General features: G+C 40.9%; 24 protein-coding genes. 7 read left to right on the forward strand and 17 right to left on the reverse strand.

Annotation, left to right across the window (positions count from 1 at the left end; all coding sequences use genetic code 11):
* Position 1 precedes the first annotated feature (1 nt).
* Complete coding sequence (locus AC5JMK_RS13740; protein WP_495910359.1) at positions 2–1,117, forward strand: bifunctional riboflavin kinase/FAD synthetase; 1,116 nt, start codon at positions 2–4, stop codon at positions 1,115–1,117.
* A 142-nt stretch (positions 1,118–1,259) separates the two neighbouring features.
* Here the strand turns inward: AC5JMK_RS13740 and AC5JMK_RS13745 are convergent, their stop codons facing one another.
* The 4 genes from AC5JMK_RS13745 to AC5JMK_RS13760 all read right to left on the reverse strand — a co-directional run bounded on the left by AC5JMK_RS13745 (position 1,260) and on the right by AC5JMK_RS13760 (position 2,900).
* Positions 1,260–1,481 carry a hypothetical protein gene (locus AC5JMK_RS13745; protein WP_096675612.1) on the reverse strand — a complete coding sequence of 74 codons (222 nt, stop codon included), beginning with the start codon at positions 1,479–1,481 and terminating at the stop codon, positions 1,260–1,262.
* Between the two features lie 118 nt (positions 1,482–1,599).
* Positions 1,600–1,938, reverse strand: a complete 339-nt coding sequence (locus AC5JMK_RS13750) for a hypothetical protein (RefSeq protein WP_096675613.1) — start codon at positions 1,936–1,938, stop codon at positions 1,600–1,602.
* 363 nt (positions 1,939–2,301) lie between these two features.
* Positions 2,302–2,673 carry a DUF5615 family PIN-like protein gene (locus tag AC5JMK_RS13755; protein WP_096675614.1) on the reverse strand — a complete coding sequence of 124 codons (372 nt, stop codon included), beginning with the start codon at positions 2,671–2,673 and terminating at the stop codon, positions 2,302–2,304.
* Positions 2,670–2,900: a DUF433 domain-containing protein gene (locus tag AC5JMK_RS13760; RefSeq protein ID WP_096678897.1), complete on the reverse strand. Its 231-nt coding sequence runs from the start codon at positions 2,898–2,900 to the stop codon at positions 2,670–2,672. The genes AC5JMK_RS13755 and AC5JMK_RS13760 overlap by 4 nt, the downstream gene beginning before the upstream one ends.
* Before the next feature lie 118 nt (positions 2,901–3,018).
* On the opposite strand from AC5JMK_RS13760, the gene AC5JMK_RS13765 reads away from it, so the two are divergent.
* On the forward strand, positions 3,019–3,969 hold the full coding sequence (locus AC5JMK_RS13765) for an alpha/beta fold hydrolase (protein ID WP_096675615.1): 951 nt from the start codon (positions 3,019–3,021) through the stop codon (positions 3,967–3,969).
* Between the two features lie 320 nt (positions 3,970–4,289).
* On the opposite strand, the gene AC5JMK_RS13770 is transcribed toward AC5JMK_RS13765, so the two are convergent.
* The 3 genes from AC5JMK_RS13770 to AC5JMK_RS13780 all read right to left on the reverse strand — a co-directional run bounded on the left by AC5JMK_RS13770 (position 4,290) and on the right by AC5JMK_RS13780 (position 6,057).
* Entirely contained in the window at positions 4,290–4,652 is a 363-nt protein-coding gene (locus AC5JMK_RS13770) for a BON domain-containing protein (protein WP_096675616.1), read from the reverse strand.
* A 166-nt stretch (positions 4,653–4,818) separates the two neighbouring features.
* Positions 4,819–5,361 carry a 3'-5' exonuclease gene (locus AC5JMK_RS13775; RefSeq protein WP_096675617.1) on the reverse strand — a complete coding sequence of 181 codons (543 nt, stop codon included), beginning with the start codon at positions 5,359–5,361 and terminating at the stop codon, positions 4,819–4,821.
* Positions 5,362–5,589: 228 nt separating this feature from the next.
* Positions 5,590–6,057: a hypothetical protein gene (locus AC5JMK_RS13780; protein ID WP_096675618.1), complete on the reverse strand. Its 468-nt coding sequence runs from the start codon at positions 6,055–6,057 to the stop codon at positions 5,590–5,592.
* A gap of 170 nt (positions 6,058–6,227) precedes the next feature.
* Here AC5JMK_RS13780 and petN point away from each other — a divergent pair, with 170 nt between their 5' ends.
* Positions 6,228–6,317 (forward strand): cytochrome b6-f complex subunit PetN, encoded by a 90-nt coding sequence (gene petN, locus AC5JMK_RS13785; protein ID WP_012408302.1) that lies wholly within the window; start codon positions 6,228–6,230, stop codon positions 6,315–6,317.
* A gap of 7 nt (positions 6,318–6,324) precedes the next feature.
* The gene (locus tag AC5JMK_RS13790; protein WP_096675619.1) at positions 6,325–6,486 is read left to right on the forward strand and encodes a hypothetical protein; all 162 of its coding nucleotides are present in this window, start codon (positions 6,325–6,327) and stop codon (positions 6,484–6,486) included.
* 151 nt (positions 6,487–6,637) lie between these two features.
* On the opposite strand, the gene AC5JMK_RS13795 is transcribed toward AC5JMK_RS13790, so the two are convergent.
* The 10 genes from AC5JMK_RS13795 to AC5JMK_RS13840 form a co-directional block, all read right to left on the reverse strand.
* Positions 6,638–6,814: a hypothetical protein gene (locus AC5JMK_RS13795; protein WP_495910360.1), complete on the reverse strand. Its 177-nt coding sequence runs from the start codon at positions 6,812–6,814 to the stop codon at positions 6,638–6,640.
* Positions 6,815–7,072: 258 nt separating this feature from the next.
* The gene (locus AC5JMK_RS13800; protein WP_096675620.1) at positions 7,073–7,606 is read right to left on the reverse strand and encodes an SH3 domain-containing protein; all 534 of its coding nucleotides are present in this window, start codon (positions 7,604–7,606) and stop codon (positions 7,073–7,075) included.
* Positions 7,607–7,701: 95 nt separating this feature from the next.
* A complete protein-coding gene (locus AC5JMK_RS13805) occupies positions 7,702–9,216 on the reverse strand; it encodes a Ycf46 family AAA ATPase (protein WP_096675621.1) in 1,515 nt (504 codons plus the stop codon).
* Between the two features lie 223 nt (positions 9,217–9,439).
* Positions 9,440–9,946, reverse strand: a complete 507-nt coding sequence (locus AC5JMK_RS13810) for a YceD family protein (RefSeq protein ID WP_096675622.1) — start codon at positions 9,944–9,946, stop codon at positions 9,440–9,442.
* Between the two features lie 145 nt (positions 9,947–10,091).
* Positions 10,092–10,610, reverse strand: a complete 519-nt coding sequence (locus AC5JMK_RS13815) for a Jag family protein (protein ID WP_096675623.1) — start codon at positions 10,608–10,610, stop codon at positions 10,092–10,094.
* Positions 10,610–11,818: a membrane protein insertase YidC gene (gene yidC / locus AC5JMK_RS13820; RefSeq protein WP_096675624.1), complete on the reverse strand. Its 1,209-nt coding sequence runs from the start codon at positions 11,816–11,818 to the stop codon at positions 10,610–10,612. The genes AC5JMK_RS13815 and yidC overlap by 1 nt, the downstream gene beginning before the upstream one ends.
* A gap of 323 nt (positions 11,819–12,141) precedes the next feature.
* Positions 12,142–12,534, reverse strand: a complete 393-nt coding sequence (locus tag AC5JMK_RS13825; RefSeq protein WP_096675625.1) for a PH domain-containing protein — start codon at positions 12,532–12,534, stop codon at positions 12,142–12,144.
* Positions 12,521–12,943: a ribonuclease P protein component gene (gene rnpA, locus AC5JMK_RS13830; RefSeq protein ID WP_096675626.1), complete on the reverse strand. Its 423-nt coding sequence runs from the start codon at positions 12,941–12,943 to the stop codon at positions 12,521–12,523. Before rnpA ends, AC5JMK_RS13825 begins: the two co-directional genes overlap by 14 nt.
* Before the next feature lie 24 nt (positions 12,944–12,967).
* Entirely contained in the window at positions 12,968–13,102 is a 135-nt protein-coding gene (rpmH, locus tag AC5JMK_RS13835) for a 50S ribosomal protein L34 (RefSeq protein WP_096675627.1), read from the reverse strand.
* Between the two features lie 239 nt (positions 13,103–13,341).
* Positions 13,342–13,854, reverse strand: coding sequence for a DUF2808 domain-containing protein (locus tag AC5JMK_RS13840; protein ID WP_096675628.1), 513 nt, complete (start codon positions 13,852–13,854; stop codon positions 13,342–13,344).
* Positions 13,855–14,628: 774 nt separating this feature from the next.
* Between AC5JMK_RS13840 and AC5JMK_RS13845 the strand changes: the two genes are divergently transcribed.
* The 3 genes from AC5JMK_RS13845 to AC5JMK_RS13855 all read left to right on the forward strand — a co-directional run bounded on the left by AC5JMK_RS13845 (position 14,629) and on the right by AC5JMK_RS13855 (position 17,814).
* Positions 14,629–15,792 (forward strand): Re/Si-specific NAD(P)(+) transhydrogenase subunit alpha, encoded by a 1,164-nt coding sequence (locus AC5JMK_RS13845; RefSeq protein WP_096675629.1) that lies wholly within the window; start codon positions 14,629–14,631, stop codon positions 15,790–15,792.
* Between the two features lie 232 nt (positions 15,793–16,024).
* Positions 16,025–16,315, forward strand: a complete 291-nt coding sequence (locus tag AC5JMK_RS13850; protein ID WP_096675630.1) for an NAD(P) transhydrogenase subunit alpha part 2 — start codon at positions 16,025–16,027, stop codon at positions 16,313–16,315.
* 92 nt (positions 16,316–16,407) lie between these two features.
* Positions 16,408–17,814: an NAD(P)(+) transhydrogenase (Re/Si-specific) subunit beta gene (locus AC5JMK_RS13855; RefSeq protein ID WP_096675631.1), complete on the forward strand. Its 1,407-nt coding sequence runs from the start codon at positions 16,408–16,410 to the stop codon at positions 17,812–17,814.
* The last annotated feature ends 234 nt before the right edge of the window (positions 17,815–18,048 follow it).

The following is an 18,048-nucleotide window of genomic DNA, read 5'->3' on the forward strand; positions in this document are numbered from 1 at the left end:
CGTGCCAAATCTGTCTCAAAATGGGTGTTCTGTGTGGGTAACATCTTCAACTGAACTGGCTCTGACGCCAACTGCTGTCGCGCTTGGCAAGTTTGACGGTGTACATCGCGGTCATCAACGAGTGATTCAACCAATATTGAAGGATAGGGGGACACGGGGACAAGGGGACGCATCTGAGGACATGGCGACAGGGGGACACTCTGACACGGAGAACCTCACCACGTTTCCCACTCACCGCGTCACCGCGTCTGGTGAAGCCACGTTATCCAAAGACCACATCTACTCGACCGTCGTCACCTTCGATCCTCATCCCCAAGAGTTTTTTACAGGTCAACCCCGGAGTTTGCTCACACCATTGGATGAAAAAGTCCACCAGTTGCGATCGCTTGGAGTACAACAACTGGTACTATTACCCTTCGATAAAGAATTATGTGCTTTGACTCCAGAGGAATTTGTAGAAAAAATTCTCGTCCAGCAATTGCAAGCAGCACAAATTAGTATTGGGCAAGATTTTCGTTTTGGCTCTAAACGTACTGGTACTGCTCGTGACTTACAAATCATTGCTGCGAAATACAATATTCCTGTGAGCATCGCCTCTCTAGAAACTTGTGCAGAATCCCCAGAAAATTATACTGAGGTACACCAGCAGACTCGGATTAGCAGCTCACTGATCCGTGAGATTCTTGCTAGTGGGGACATTGAACAAGCAAACAAATTGTTGGGACGACCTTATACGCTGATCGGTACTGTGGTTAAAGGTCAACAACTTGGTAGAACTATTGGATTTCCCACGGCTAACCTCGAATTGCCCAAAGACAAGTTTCTGCCTCACACAGGTGTTTATGCAGTTCGTGTTTTTACTGTTAGTGAAACATTAGATATTACAGGAAATGGCTATTTTGGTGTGATGAATATAGGTAATCGCCCCACAATCAATGGTGTTCATCTTTCGGTAGAAGTACATCTATTTGATTGGTTTGGTGATTTATATGGTAAAAAGCTGGCAGTGCATCTAGAAAAATTTTTGCGCCCAGAACAAAAATTTCCGAATTTAGAAGCACTAAAAACACAAATTCACTTAGACTGTACAACCGCTAGAGCTTTTTTTAAGTGTTGAGTGTTAATTTTCTCTTGCTAAACTCCAGCTGATTAGGGATCGGAGAATAGGGATTGGGGAGGGAGACAACTAATCAGTTATCAGTTATCAAATTAAACTGTTAACTGATTCATGCCCAATCCCTGATCCCTATTACCCTAAGTTATTTCGGAGTAGTTTCCTGTCCCGATTGGGTAAAGCGAATTTCAATTCTTCGCCTTTGTTCATCTGCTTTTCTTTCTAATTTTGGTTGAGCAAATCCCTGATTGTTTGGTAGTAGTAGCTGTCCAGCAGAATATGCTCGAAACTTGAGTTGTTTAAACCGCCCACCTTTTTCTTGTTGTTGCAGTTTCTGAAGTTCTTTAACTACTGCTAAAGCCCGCATCAAACCTAAATCGGCATTAGAACCAGGGCATAAAATAGAAATATTTTGTGCTTGTGTTGCTACTGCTTCTAATTTTTGATCTAAGTTACTACGCTCTCCATTGAAATTACGATGACAATCAAGCGAACCTACTTCTTGTCCATCGGTATGAACCTACTTCTTGTCCATCGGTATGACCAACAACTTCAATAATATCAACTTTTTGCTGTGCTTTTTCAATTTCTTTTTTAATAGCTTTTAAAATTAGTCCATCTTGACCATTTTGCCTCAGATTATTTTTTAAATTTAATGGTAATTCTGCTTTACCAGATGCAAATTTATACTCTTCAGCAGGTAGGATAATTATTGTTTGTTTATTATCACTTGCTGCTTGTAATCTACTGTCAGGATTATGTATTGGAATTTTGGCGATCGCTAATAATAGTAGAAGTGTAATTACCATAAATGCATTGGACATTAAATCGGTAAATGAAGTCCAAATTTTGGGAGCATCCCAATTCCTATGCCTTCGATTTCTTGACAATCTAACACTTTCATCTCCGGAAGATTTAGGATTTCCTCTACAGGAAACTTCATAGCGATCGCCTGAAATTTTAGTACAGTATAATTTATATCATACCATGCACGCCTATTTGCTCATATTTAATTTTTTGTAAACTCTTGCAATGTCTACATTTTAGCCATCTATTACGTTAAATTGTACTTGTTAAAATCTATTCAATTCTGTTTTCTGCCATAAAATTAACGGAAGAACCATATATTTTTATTGTTGCGTTGCAACTAACATTAATCCCTATTAGGGATTGAAATCTACATTTAATTATCCACGTCTAATTGGTAAAATCCGCACCCGATATTGTGATTGATCAATAGTAACTAAAGCGCCTAACTCTAATTCACATTCAAATTGTTGTAAAGCAGAAATCACAAGATTTTCTATGCTGATAGGTAGAACATCTTGGGTACGAACTTGAATTACGCTTGGCGTTTCAGCTTGAGTTGCAGCTAGCAGAGAACCAAAGTCTAAATCATGAGTAAAAACGATGTATCCATGGGTCTTTGCCCACTCCATAATAACTGTATCCCGTTCGCGGGGATTGCCAACACTAGACCAATGAACAGATTCAATATCGTACCTTTCAAAAACCACAACCCAATCTGGGGATAAATTCATATCTATTAGGATTTTCATGCAGTTTTTAGAGGAACTTCAATTTCTTCAGCCCGCCAAGCTGCATAGGCAAGTGCCTCGTAAATATCTGCCTCTTCCAGGTAAGGATATGCTTTGATAATATCGCTGAAGCTATGTCCAGATGCCATTAAACCAACAATTGTGCCAACGGTGACACGCATTCCTCTAATGCAGGGTTTTCCACCCATGACTTGTGGGTTACGGGTAATTCTAGTGAGATTTTGCATAGCTGTTGTTGCTTGTGCTGTTTCATCCATATTAATCCCTATTAGGGATTGAAACTTGTCAAAAACCAGAGACACAGCGATTAAGCTAGAAAGTAGGAATATCAACAGGGAGACGAATGTGAACAGTATAGTTCACTGGCAACAACGAGTAGGTAATCAAAGAGACTGGGTATGGCGGGGTTGGCAAACTCGCTATACTTATATTCGCCCTAACCAAAATCACCACAACTCAACCCCCCTAATTTTGCTGCATGGGTTTGGTGCTTCCATAGGACATTGGCGACACAATTTAGAAGTGTTAGGAGAACAGCATACAGTCTACGCGCTAGACATGTTGGGTTTCGGTGCTTCCGAAAAAGCTTGTGCGAATTATAATATCCAGCTTTGGGTAGAACAGGTTTATGACTTTTGGAAAACATTTATCCGTCAGCCTGTAATCTTAGTAGGTAACTCACTCGGTTCGCTGGTTTCATTAGCTGCGGCTGCTACTTATCCAGAGATGGTGCAAGGTGTGGTGATGATGAGTTTACCAGATCCATCTTTAGAGCAAGAAGCAATTCCTGCTTTTCTGCATCCTATTGTTGCCACAATTAAAAATATAGTGGCTTCACCATTATTAATGAAACCCTTATTTTATTTTGTTCGCCGACCAAATATACTACGACGTTGGGCTACTCTTGCCTACGCAAACCCGGAAGCAATCACCGATGAACTAGTAGAAATATTAGCAGGGCCGCCCCAAGACAGAGGTTCGGCACGCGCTTTTAGTGCTTTATTTAAAGCAACAATTAGTGCCAATTTTGGTCTCAGTGTCAAGTCAATGTTGCCTAACTTAACAATACCCATGTTGTTAATTTGGGGAAAAAAAGATAAATTTGTTCCGCCAGCACTTGCTAATGAATTTGCTCAATATAACGAGAATTTACAATTACTTAGTCTAGAAGATGTCGGTCATTGTCCCCATGATGAAAATCCAGAAATTATCAACCAAGCAATTTTAGATTGGATTAATTCACTTGAAAATAGGGATCGGGGATTGGGGATTCTCCAGAGGAGACACTACGTATAGACGCGAAGTGGGTTCCGCAGGTAGTGTCCCGGAGGGAACTACCCAAAGGCTTATCACAGAGTACGGAGATTGAGGATCGGGATAAGAAATTGGGGAGCATCCCAATTTTTCAATATACCACTAAAGGTTTAAACCCGAACTTAGTAGCATAAGTCATCTTCATACTACATCAAATAAATCAAACAGAACAGTCTGCTTCAGCAGACTTTAACTATGAGACTGGGATTTAAATCGCAGGCGGTTTTGAACATTTGGGATGCTCCCAGTTAAAAGGCAAGAGAGTATTATCTTTTTTCTTTTTACTTTATTAAGGCTACAAACTAGCCAATCGTAACTTGATTAGTATCAACAGCAGTCGCCCCATTCACATTTCGTGCTACAGAAACCATTTTGTTGAGAATATCTTGGCTAGGAACTTTACCTTTTAATACAACAGTACTGCCAGTTTGAGCAACCCAAAGAGAATCGATATCATCTAATTGATTATCTTGGTCAAATGCTAGCGCTACACGCTTCGCTAAACCACTTTGATCATACTCTCCATTCAAGCCCATGCGTTCTGGAGAAATTTGTTGAGTAGCAGCAGGTGCAGCAGCCTGTTGTTGTTGTACTGCTTGGGGAGCAGGATTTACTTGAGCATTTTGTGGTTTTTCTAATCCAAAAAGTCTTTTTAACCAACCCATAAACTTTGTCTCCTATAAGGTCAATAACCCTTTGCAATATAAAAACTAAAACACACGATTTACATCTATCTATGTTCTGATGTTGAATTCAGAAGACTGATACTATTGGATGAAAAACTGTTATCTTTGTGTTTTTGTGTCTTGGTGGTAAAAAATTCTTGAACTATTATTGTTTATTCATATATCGAAATATAGCTGCAATATTACGCGCATCATCAATACCACGATGATGTGTGCCTTGTAATTCTAGCCCCAAATGTTTCAGAGCTTGCGCCATGCCAAATTTTTGCAACGCACCACAATATTCTGAAAATTCTTTTTTAATATTTCTATGTTCTGAATTAAAAGGATACGGGACATTGTGAAACTTACAGTCTTTGAGAAACTGGTTTTTATCATAGTCTCCCCAAGAACAGAAAGTGTGATTAGGAAATGAATATATCCATTCTTTAAAATGATAAATCACCTCTGAAAATTTCGGAGCAGTATCTACATCTTGCTGGCGAATGGTTGTCAATTCTGTGCAAAAATCTGTAAGTCGTGGATTTCTCACAGGTTGAATAAATTGCTGATATTCTGACTCAATTTGCCATGTTGAGCCATTTAACATCACTGCACCAATTTCAATAATTTCTGTTTCATGCCTGGGAATACTATTGTCATTAGAGCAGGTAGCCTCTAGATCGACTATGAGAAAATATTGAGTCATGTTCTAAATTTAAATTAATAATTATAATAGTTATCTCTAAAAACATTATTGACAATAAATTAAATATGTGTGTTAAGTAAGTCGGTGGGAATAAACATAACTGAGTTACGAAAAGTAAACATGCCTAAAAGCCTTACCAATAACCAATGACATAGACGCGCCTTCTTCGGCTTCAAGGTAGAGTATGACAAATAACAATCCCAACTAGTTAGCTTTATTTGTGCCGACTTACTTAAATTTAGATGAAAAAGGTTTAACCCAACCTGCTTGGATAGCTGCATCAAGAGCGATCGCAGCTATTTCAAACCACACCACACCCTCGAAAGTCAAAACCACAAACGGTAGTACATCACCAGTACAAGCAACACCAACATCTATCTGAGCTAATCCTCGTACCAAACCGAAGGCTAACACTCCTCCAGCCTTGAGATGTGGGTTTTGATCTTGACGGATGATATAACGATAAGTAACGCCAAATAACAACCCAGAGAAACTTGCTATTGCACCACTCAACAGAAACTGTAAATTGAAGAGTTCAACTCCTAGAGTGCGAAACTCAGGAAAATATTTTGCTAAAACCAGGTTGTTCATCAACGAAGTGATGAGGAAAGTTGAGAATAGACACAAAGCTGCCAAAATCCCAGCTTTAATAGATTCTAGGCGTTCTGCCATTAAATTATCTGAAATATTATTCATTTACAAGCTGGGTTGGAAAGACAAGGGAGATAAGGCAGACAAGGGGGACAAATGAAAGATGGGGAGAATAACTAATGATCCTTGAGCTTTGACCATTGACCAACCAACAACCAATTCCCAGTATTATAAATATTAGAGTAGTTTTGTAAAATAAGTTAAGAAGTACGACTATGGAGATTTTGACACTAGGATGGGTTTCACTGCTGGTTGTTTTCACCTGGTCAATTGCAATGGTAGTCTGGGGTCGTAACGGATTGTAGAGGTATCGTGGAAAGTCCACTCCTGAGTATTTTGGCTTTGCTTGCTCTGGTGCTATTAGTAGTAGTTACCGGAGGAGTTGGTTATCTGACGCTAGCTGATTGGCGCGATCGCCGTCTTCAAGAACAAGAAAAACGTGAAGTTCGACGCAGCAATCCTAAGCGGCGATGAAAATCTACAACTAGAGACGCTTCAACAGTTATCAGTTTTCAGTTGTCAGTTATCAGGTTTGTCTGTGTTAACTGATAATTTATGACTGATAAAAATGGAGCGTCTCTACAGGTTATATTTTTGGTAGTGGATTTTGCTTTATAGACAAAAATTATTGCTTTTGGTAGTAATCCCAAACTAATGCAATCAGTACTGCTAAACCAGTAATTGCCAAAGCATGGAGAGGATTTTGTCCTTGACTGACTGCAAAGGATGTAACGATACCAGCACCTAATGCAGCAGTAACAGCAGCAGTAACCAAGTCAGATTTGGAATTGCGATTATACATATTTTATCTTTGAGGATGAATTGATTCAATTGGTGGCTGTTATATCTCCCTCAAAGTAACATCCGGTTTTTTGGATTTTGACCTTTTAATAAATATCGCAATTAAGCTTTACTTTTGCTTACAAAGTAAATAAAACTTAAGGCAAAATTTAATTCTATTTATTTTTGTTCTTGCAAAAAGCTCCTAATAATTAGTAGCTAACTAGCTTGAAAATGGGTGTAGGGGTATAAGAAGAGTCATATATTTATTCACTATTTATTATTGTTGTGTGTCATCTGTTGTTTGAGTATCATCTTGTTCGTCAATTTTCGCGACATTACCCGATTTTACCCAACCTTCTTGATCACCATTTTCCAAACGAATTTTTTGCCAATCATTATCGCTGCTTTCTTCTAAAACTATCACTTTTTGATTAAAAGCAACTCCTCCAACACGTTCAGCGTCGGGAGTTGGTTCTTTTCGCAAACGTAAGCCTTGTTTCCAGGTTACACGCGCTTTATATGCTCCTGCTGGTATTGGTTCTGTTGATTCCTCTGGTTTAGGCGTTTGTTTGGGAGTTTTTTGAGAATTGGAAGTTGATGAAGATTCTTCTAAAGATACTTGATTAGTTTTTGATGTTTGAGATTTTGGTGGTTGTGTCTTCACTAGAGGTTGATCATTAGCATAAGTTGGTTTAGGCGGGGGTGCAGAAACTCGATTCATAAAATACAGCGCCATAGCAAACCCGCCACCAATTAAAATCGCGATCGCCAATGTAAACCCGAATATATACTTGAATATTTGAATCACCATAATTTAAAACTTCGGCATGAATACAATGTATTTTTCGTGTTGGCTGTTAGTGGATTTTAACAACTATCCACTATCCACTAACAACTCACAAATTGCTATTTTAACTGGCGTTGGATGCGATCGCTCAAAGGACTGTGTTTAGATGCTAAACGCGCCCTCCCAGCTGCGGCCCATTCTTGCAGTTGTTGAATTTGTTCGGTGGCGGTGCGAGCTAAGGGTATGATTTGGCTGGCAGCTTCTAAAATGTCATCGGTAGTAAAGTCGCGGTTTTGGCTAAAACCGATGTGCATGGCTTCAATTAAAGTTTGTTCAATTTCTGCACCGGAAAAATCAGGTGTTTCATACGCTAATCTGTCGATATCATAACTTTTAATGTTATGGGCGCGTAGTCTTGATAAATGCACATTGAAAATAGCTTTTCTTTCTTCTTGGGTAGGTAAACCTACGAAGAAAATTTCATCAAATCGCCCTTTTCTTAACATTTCTGGCGGTAGGGCTTGGATATCGTTAGCGGTAGAAACTACAAAGACGGGTGAGGTTTTCTCGGCTAACCACGTAATAAATGTACCAAAAACCCGGCTAGTTGTTCCTGCATCACCTTTACTACCCAGTCCCGAAAAAGCTTTATCGATCTCGTCTATCCACAATACACAAGGAGCGAGGGCTTCGGCTACTTGGATCATTTGGCGTGTACGCGATTCTGATTCACCCACTAAACCTGCAAATAATCGTCCCACATCCAAGCGCAGTAGGGGTAAGTGCCAATGATGAGCGATCGCTTTTGCTGTTAATGATTTACCAGTTCCCTGAATACCTACCAACAGCAAACCACGGGGGTGTGGTAATCCGTACTGTCTGGCTCGTTCTGTAAACGCACCTCCCCGACGCAGTAACCAATCTTTGAGATTATCCAATCCGCCGATGTCAGAAATTTGCTCGGTTGCGGGGATAAAATCGAGAATCTGGGTTTGGCGGATAGTTTGGCGTTTTTCTTCTAAAACCAGATCCACATCTTCTGGTTGTAATTCACCGTGAGTGGCGATCGCTCTTGCTAATACCCGGCGTATCCTTTCCATTGATAGCCCTTGACAAGAGCGCACCAAGTCATCTAAAAATTTGCTGGAGGGAGAATGACCAGTAGCGATTAACAAGCGTTCTAGTTCTGAGCGAATTTCGGCAGCGCTGGGTAAGGGAAACTCTACAACTGTCAAAACTTCGGTTAAATCATCAGGAATCGCAACTCTTGGCGACAACAGGATAATATTTTTTGGTTGTGACTTGAGGAGCCTAGCTAAATTGCGGAGTTTGCGAGAAATAGCTACATCGTCTAGAAAACGATGATAGTCACGCAGAATAAATACTCCCGGTGCTGTGGCGGGTATTTTTTCGACAAATTCTAAAGCTTGCAGAGGGTTACGTCGCCCAAAGCCTTGATCATTGGGGTTTCCCTGATAGCCATCGACAAAATCCCAAGTGTAAACCGGACGATTACCCTGATTTGCTGCTTCTTCTTGAATTGCACCTTCTAAACGCTCTTCCTCGTAGGTAGGAATATAGATGACGGGATAGCGGGCGCGGAGCAGTAGTTTGAACTCTTCACGGAAGCTCATAATATTTGGATGTTATTAACGAGTTGTTATTTTATGTAGTTCTTTCATTTTTAAGGTTTATACTGCTCTTCACAACTGTTTTGTATTTTTATCTATAGAAGTGAATATATCAAAAGCGATTAGTTCTCTTCCTTGTCAAGTAACAGAGCCTCTCAAAAATTATTCCCAGCCAGAGACTGGGAACGAAGAAATAGCCAAATGACCAATAACTAATGACCAATGACTAAGATGGAAGTTGCTTTTTCAAAGCTTCCAAAGAAGCCCAACGACGATCTACAGCACTAGTAGAATCTTGATCATGACTTGGTTGAATACCTGGACAATTTTGATCACAGAGTTGACGCTGAGGAATTTCTAAGCATACTTGCTCATACAACCATTCACCAGGGTCAAAATATCCGTGTGGTGATAAAGTTTCTACTAAATCTTCCACAGCTATTTCCCGTTCTAGGGGTAAAGATACTTCTTGCTCTGCGGCTTCGTCTAACCAGATGATTTCGGAGGTATCAACCACTAAGCGATGATTGTAGTTTTGCAAGCAGCGGTTGCAGGTACAAGTAATAATTGTTTCTGCTTTACCAGATACTTCTAAGTAGTTGCCCTGATGTCGCACAATAACACGCCCGCGAACTGGTGTCAAGGTATCTAAACCAGACAGAAACTCTTTAACTTGGATCTCCTCTGTCCGCTCCGGCGCTTTGGTTAGCTGCGGAATATAAATTGCGTCCATAGGATTTGTGAGACATCCTCACGAAAAATGAGCTTTTCTATCAGCAAAATAGCTGATAATACTTCTTTAGTCTAACTTTTTTGGGTTGTTAGTTGTTTGTAAGCATCAACAATCAACCAGCAACCACTAACCATCAACAATTTGATTATTCAGAGAATGCCAAGCGTACAACCAAATTACGATGTGGTTCCTTACCACGGCTGAAGGTTTCTAGATCCCTAAACTCTTTTAAAAACGTGTGGATTTGGCGACGTTCAGCCGAACTGAGGGATTTTATTTCCACTTCTTTTGCTGTCACTCGGACTTGTTCAGCAGCAGCTTGCGCGATCGCTTGAATTTCTGCTTGTCTGTTAATCCGATAACCGTTTAATTCTACGGTGTATGAAGCTTGTTCCTCATGAGGTTGATTTAAGTTGAGAGTAGAATTTGCTAGATACTGAATCGCATCTAGCACTACACCATCAGGCCCAATCAAAACCTGAGTTTGTTCTGGTGTCATATTGACATGATCAATAGTTAACCAGTAATTATCTGGTTCTTGAGACTCGCTCTCAGCGATCTTAACTATTTCTAAATCGCCTTGAATTTCAGTATTTATGCCAGTAAATTGCAGCAGTGTTTTTAACCACTGCTGCCCTCTTTCCATGCGAGAGTCAGTTATCATCAACCTGTAGCCTTTTTCTTAGAACTCTTTGGTTCAACTTTTTTAGAACTTTTTGGCTCATTAGAACTCTTTGGTTCAACTTTCTTAGAACTTTTTGGCTCAAAGGGCAATGTTTTTTGTTGTGCTTCCGTCTGCTTTTCTTGGGTGTCTACAATTTTTTGTAGTTCCTCTGGCAGGGGTTCACGAGAAAGGATGTAAGTTTGTAGAGTTTGGAAAATATTACCAATCACCATATACATCAACACCCCAGCAGGCAAGGGGAAGAATAAAAACATCCCGGAAAAGATTACCGGAGTAATTTTATTGACTGTATCCTGTTGTGGATTACCACCACTAGAATTTTGCCCCGAAAGGACTTGGCTGACGTAAAGAGTAATACCAAACAATACAACCATCGCCACAATATCCCAATGAATTGTGCCATCAGGATCAGTAGCTCCGACTCTACCCAAAGCCTCAATAAACAAAAATCCTTTGTCTGCTGCTAGCCCTGGAATAGTTCCAGTTATGGTGACATCTCCTGGCTGGAGAGCTTCGATATTACCTTGCTCATCAATTGTGATTCTTTCTTCCCCTTTGGTGATTTTCCATTGAGGAACTAGCCTGGTATCTGGGTGTTCTGTCAATAACTCCTGAAATGGCTTACCTTCAGGAGTCTGATATTGAATCTTGGTATGTTCTCCTACGGCTAATTTGCTACCTCCAGGGAGAATGGCACTTACCTTAAGGTGTTCCCCATCTGCAACATAGATGTTTTGGGGAGGAGTGACAAAAGCTTGGGGTTGAATTCTTTCGATTTGTTCAGCAGGAAGGATTTGCAAGTTAACGGTGTAGTTAACACCAGCAAAAGGCGATCCCCGCAAAGTTGCAAATAGCGCTAATAACACTGGCATTTGCAACAGTAATGGTAAACATCCAGCTAAAGGATTACCAAATTCCTTCTGGACATTCATCATTTCTTCTTGCTGCTTTTGCGGATCATCTTTAAAGCGTTCTTTAATTTCTTGCATCCGCTTTTGCATCAAAGGTTGGACGACTCGCATCCGTCGCATGTTGCGAATTGAACCAGCACTTAGAGGATATAGTGCAAAACGAATAATTAACGTCAAAGCAACGATCGCCAATCCATAGCTCGGCACAATGCTATAGAACAAGTCTATGATCGGCAACATTACGTTGTTTGAAAAAAACCCGATACCAAAATCCATTATTCTGAATTCAACCTGAGGTAATGTAAATTAACTACCGATTTTATACTTGGTAGTTTGTTGTTTGTTGGTTGTTGTTTGGAAGAATTATTGACCACCTACCATCAACTACCCACCATCAACAATTAACCACCAACGACCAAATCAAAATTTGAAAATCGGCTGACTGAATATAATTTATCGAAAATCAGGATCTGTCTGCGACTGTAAATCAACTACGGATAGCCGCACATTATTGAGGATCGGGGATTGGGGGTCGGGGATTGGGCATGAATCAGTGATTAGTTGTCCCTCATGTCTCCCTTCCTCTGTCCCCAGTCCGATCATTTCTTCGCAGCAGCATTAAAAGTGGGATTTTTGGCGGTGACTCGTTCAGTGATGTAATCATAGATTTCCCGGAACTTAGGAACAGCCCGTAATTCTAGACGACTACCATCTCTGAGAGTTAATACCATATCTCCCCATATGCCAATACCACGGGGGACTTTGACGATTTTGACAACTTCTGAGTAAATAACGTCGCTGCGATCGCGTCCCATCCAACCACCAGTTACAGAAACTCGGCGATCGGTGATCCTATAACGCAGCCACAATGCTCTCACAATTGCTCCTACCGTCAACGGTAAACCTACAATCGTCAAGCCAATAAGTATGTTTATTATTAAATCCCCAATATGGGGACCACCTTCAAAATATACTTCTTCACGAATGCCCATTTAATACCTCAGCTTGTGCCAACAACTGCTCTAATTCTTGCAGAAATTGTTGGGTTACGCACTTAGATTCTGCGGCCGTTGGTTTTACAACTACAACTAATCGCCATCCTGGTGACAATTGAGGCAACATTTTATGCAAAGCTGCCGATATTTGCCGTTTGAGGCGGTTACGAATTACTGCCCGTTTACTGACTTTGGTGCTAATCGAAATACCAATTTTGACTGGAAAAAGCACCGATTTGGTTGGTTTTACATTAGTTTGGGCAGTATCAAGAGAAGGTTTTTTCATAAAAGATGATGGCCGTAAGGCTCTCAAGGTGAAATAAGAACCATGACGGCGAGTACCTTCCCGGAAAACTGCCTGAAAATCTTTTCGGGATTTAAGCCGATTTGCTTTGGGCAAAGCCACAACTGCTATTTAAGTTTCCTTACCCTATACGCTGAGGCGATGACGTCCTCTTTTTCTTCTGGCTCGAATTACGTTTCTACCATCTGGTGTTCGCATTCTGGCACGAAAACCAGATGTTCTCTTCCTCTTTCGATTTGTTCCCTCTAAAGTTCTCCGCATACCTTTATCCTCTTCAGCAAAATTTTATAAAAAGTCACAATCTATAATTTTATCACTTTTTTGTCAATAAAATAGTCAAAAGTCCATTTGTCAAGAGTTTTTAACCATTGAGCCTTGACTGTCGCTTCGCTCCAAGTTAGAAGCCACCTATACTATAAAGAAAAAGGTAAAAGCCCCTAAATTGATTTATGGGGATTCTCTCTTTTGCCTTTTTACTTTTCACTTTTTACTTGTTTTGACTAACTAATACTAAGAATCCAGGTTCCCAAATAACGGGCTAATGGGACATCACCAGGAGTTTGAATCGAGCAGTTCCAATAGAAAATTCCTCCAAAAGCTGGATTTTTGACATTTGATAACACTATTTCAACATTATTACCTGCTGGTATGGCTTCTTGAGGGTAAATTTGAATCACGCGATTTTCTCTATCCCATTGCACATCAGACAGTGGGACTTTTTTGTCTTTCACGCGGACTTCAATTTTCTTGGGATCTATGGTTCCTTTGTAGTAATTTGGATAGTTAACAACAAATTGGGAAGCGGCGAATTTCATCTTTTTAGCAGGGATTTTTAAACGGTACCTGTCCCAATTATTGGTTTGTCCACCAAAATCCAATCGGAAAGGTAATTGATTTTCACTTTTGACACCGCTAAATAGTGTAAAACCTGGCAAACTCTGCGCCCAACTCATTGCTGGTAAACCTGTCAATAACAAGCCAGTCACCGCTAAGGCAGAAAATAAACGTCGCATAGTCAAGCTCCTGTGGCATAAATAAGGGTGATGTTTCAGTAACTGGGAGTAAAGGTTCGCAACCAAACTTTACTACTGACTTTATTTAGATTTTAGACGTCAAACTCTCTACAAAAGTGCCGTCCTGTCTAGATTTATGAAAATCCCTACTAGAAAAATAGTATTTTAATTTACAAAAAAGTTTACTGCAAAGTCTAGCGATATTCTGAGATATAGAAAGTTTTAATCATCACTTGTTTGCTGATAGTTTTACCAGAGATCAAGAAGTCATTGAAATCGACTTGTATTTCTAAATATGTACAAGTTTATCTAAAATTAAGATTTTTGTTATAAAAATTATGCGATTTAATAGAGCGATCGCCAGCTAACTTAAGCTAGATTGGTGGCAGTAAGCATTACTCACAGCAGAAAAAATTTCTAATCATGTGAGGAATTATTTGGTGAGAAATGAATCGATATTGCACTATGTAAACAAGACACAACGATATTTTGCAATCCCTAAAAGAATTTGAAGACATAGATGTAAAAGCTGGGGATCAGCATAGGATGTGCAATAAATAACCTATAAATGCAAGTATATGTAATTGCAACATCCATACAACGACACAGTCAGGCTTTGTCTAGATAGCCAGAGTGGGAAAGCGTAAAGGTAACTAAACTCTAGAAAGCCAATAGCTGATAGCCCCACCCCAAAGTTAAGAGTACGTCTAAATACTCATTGCAAAAGTTTCACAACTTGCATCAGAAATAAGTATTTAATCTCAAGGAGATTACATGAGAATAGCAGTTGCTAGGGAAATTGAAGTGTGTGAACGTCGTGTGGCATTAGTTCCCGACATCGTAGCGCGGTTGGTTAAACAAGGTTTAGAAGTTTGGATAGAAACTGGTGCGGGTGAACGAGCATTCTTTAATGATGCTGCTTACGAAGCTGCTGGAGCCACAATAATTGCCGATACTAACAAATTATGGTCAGAAGCAGACATTCTCCTCAAAGTCAGTCCGCCACAAGAGCGAGAAGACGGGCGTTCAGAAATAGACTTACTCAAAGAAGGGGCTGTACTGATTAGCTTTCTCAATCCTTTAGGAAATCCAGTCGTTGCCCAGAAACTGGCAGATCGCAAAGTCACAGCCTTGAGTATAGAGATGATTCCCCGTACCACTAGGGCGCAGAGTATGGATGCTTTATCATCACAAGCATCAATCGCAGGTTACAAAGCCGTACTCATCGCCGCCGCAGCATTACCAAAATATTTCCCCATGCTGACAACTGCTGCTGGTACGATCGCCCCCGCCAAAATATTTATCATGGGTGCTGGTGTTGCTGGCTTGCAGGCGATCGCCACCGCCAGACGCCTGGGATCAGTGGTAGAAGCTTTTGATATTCGTCCCGCTGTCAAAGAAGAAGTCCAAAGTCTGGGAGCAAAATTTGTAGAAGTCAAATTAGACGAAGAAACAACAGCTTCTGGTGGTTACGCCAAAGAAATTTCCGAAGCCAGCAAAAAGCGTACCCAAGAAGTTGTCACCGAACACATCAAAAATGCTGATGTAGTCATTACCACAGCCCAAGTCCCTGGCAAAAAAGCACCTCTTCTAGTGACAGAAGACATGGTTAAGCAGATGAAACCAGGTTCAGTAATTGTAGACATTGCCGCCGAACAAGGTGGTAACTGCGCTTGCACTGATCCTGGTAGAGACATTGTTGCTCACGGCGTTACCGTCATCGGCCCAATTAATTTACCATCTTCATTGCCAGTCCACGCTAGTCAGTTGTACGCAAAGAACTTGACATCTTTAATGCAACTACTCATCAAAGACAAAGCTGTAGAGATCAACTTTGCCGACGACATTGTTGATGCAGCTTGCATTACCCACGCTGGAGAAATTCGCTCTACACGGATTAAAGAAGCATTGCAAGCTATAAGTTCAGCAGTCAGTTAGGGATCGGGGAAAGGGGATTCTCCAGAGGAGACGCTACGCGTAGACGCGTAAGCGGCTTCTCATAGAGTACGGGGATCAGGGATCAGGGAGACAAGAAATTTTAGATTTTAGATTTTGGATTTCAATCTAAAATCCAAAATTCTTTCCAATCCTCAATCCCCAATCCCCGCTCCCCGATCCCCAATCCCCGCTCCCCGATCCCCAATCCCCAATACTCAAGGATTTTCTCAACATGACAGAAGCATTAATTGCGGCTTTGTTTGTATTTGTCTTAGCATCGTTTACCGGATTTGAAGTGATCAACAAAGTACCGCCGACTTTGCATACGCCCTTGATGTCAGGCTCAAACGCGATTTCTGGCATTGCTGTATTAGGGGCAATTGTCGCTTCTGGTGCTAGAGAGTGGAATGTATCAGTCATTCTCGGTTTGATCGCCGTTGTACTAGCAACTATCAACGTGGTGGGTGGTTTCCTCGTCACAGATCGGATGTTGCAAATGTTTAAGAAGAAGGCAAATGGGTAATAGGTAATGGGTAATGGGAAAGAAAATCACTAATTACCAATTACCAATTACTAATTACCAATTACCAATTACCAATTACCGCACTTAACTTTATGACTGATTTTCTTCCAACTGGGATTCAATTGGCGTATTTAGTCGCTGCGTCTTTATTTATTCTGGGCTTGAAGCAATTGGGTTCACCTGCGACAGCACGAAAAGGTAATGTTATCGCGGCTGTGGGAATGCTGTTGGCAATTGTGGCAACACTTTTCGATCAGCATGTGTTGAACTTCCAGATGATTTTGGTCGGGTTGGCAATTGGATCGGTACTCGGTGCGATCGCAGCCTATAAAGTCCAAATGACAGACATGCCACAAATGGTGGGTTTGCTCAATGGTTTAGGCGGTTCTGCTTCTGCTCTTGTGGCGGTTGCGGAATTTTGGCGCTTGCTACAACATGCCCAGACAGTACCCCTGGATGCCAACATTTCCATGTTATTGGATGTGTTAATTGGTGGTGTCACTTTTACGGGTAGTATGATTGCTTTTGCCAAACTGCAAGGGATTATGAGTGGTTCACCAATAACATTTCCCTTGCAGCAACCATTCAATGCCTTATTGTTGGGTTCCTATGTAGTGGGTAGTGGTTTTTTACTCATGGAACCACACAACTTAACTGCATTTTTGGGAATTGTTGTAGTTTCTCTAGTCTTGGGTGTGATGTTCGTCATTCCCATTGGTGGCGGTGATATGCCAGTGGTAATTTCGCTGTTGAACTCTTTTTCTGGTTTAGCTGCGGCTGCTGCTGGTTTTGTGGTGATGAACAACATGTTGATCATCGCTGGTGCATTGGTGGGAGCATCTGGGATCATCCTCACCGAAATTATGTGTAAAGCGATGAATCGCTCTTTGATCAGCGTTTTGTTCGATGCTTTTGGCAGCAGTGGAGGTACAAGCGTCAGTGCGGCTGGTGGTGCTAAAACTGATCAAACCGTCCGTAGTATTGATCCAGAAGAAGGCGCTATGATGCTGGGTTATGCTCGTTCTGTAGTGATTGTTCCCGGTTATGGGATGGCGGTAGCGCAAGCACAGCATAGCGTACGCGAATTGGCAGATCAACTCGAACGTATGGGTGTTGATGTTAAGTATGCCATTCACCCTGTAGCTGGCAGAATGCCCGGACACATGAACGTCTTGCTAGCAGAAGCAAACGTTCCCTATCAGCAACTGCACGATATGGAAGATATCAATCCTCAGTTTGAGCAAACAGATGTAGCGCTGGTAATTGGAGCAAATGACGTGGTAAACCCAGCCGCACGCAGCGATACCAACAGCCCAATTTACGGAATGCCGATTTTGGAAGTAGATCGGGCGAAGCAAACAATTGTGATTAAGCGGGGGATGAGTGCAGGTTTTGCTGGCGTAGATAATGAGTTGTTCTACAAAAATAAAACCACAATGCTTTTTGGTAGTGCCAAAGATATGGTGGCGAAGTTGGTTTCTGAGGTAAAGCAGTTATAAGGTAATACGGTTGAGATTGAAGGTTATTGATCTGCTTTCCTGATGTGTAGAGACGTTGCAATGCAACGTCTCTACGATTTTTTAGCTGGATAATTTTTCATGTTTTGAAAAATTTGAAATGCTCACGCTTTTATCCCCTTGCGCTTAAGTTACCAACAACTTTGAGTAGAGGTTTATGAACAATAAACATCTCCAAAATAGTATATTTTGTGGTAAAAGAACGTCAATAGAAGT

Source organism: Pelatocladus sp. (assembly GCF_059505505.1).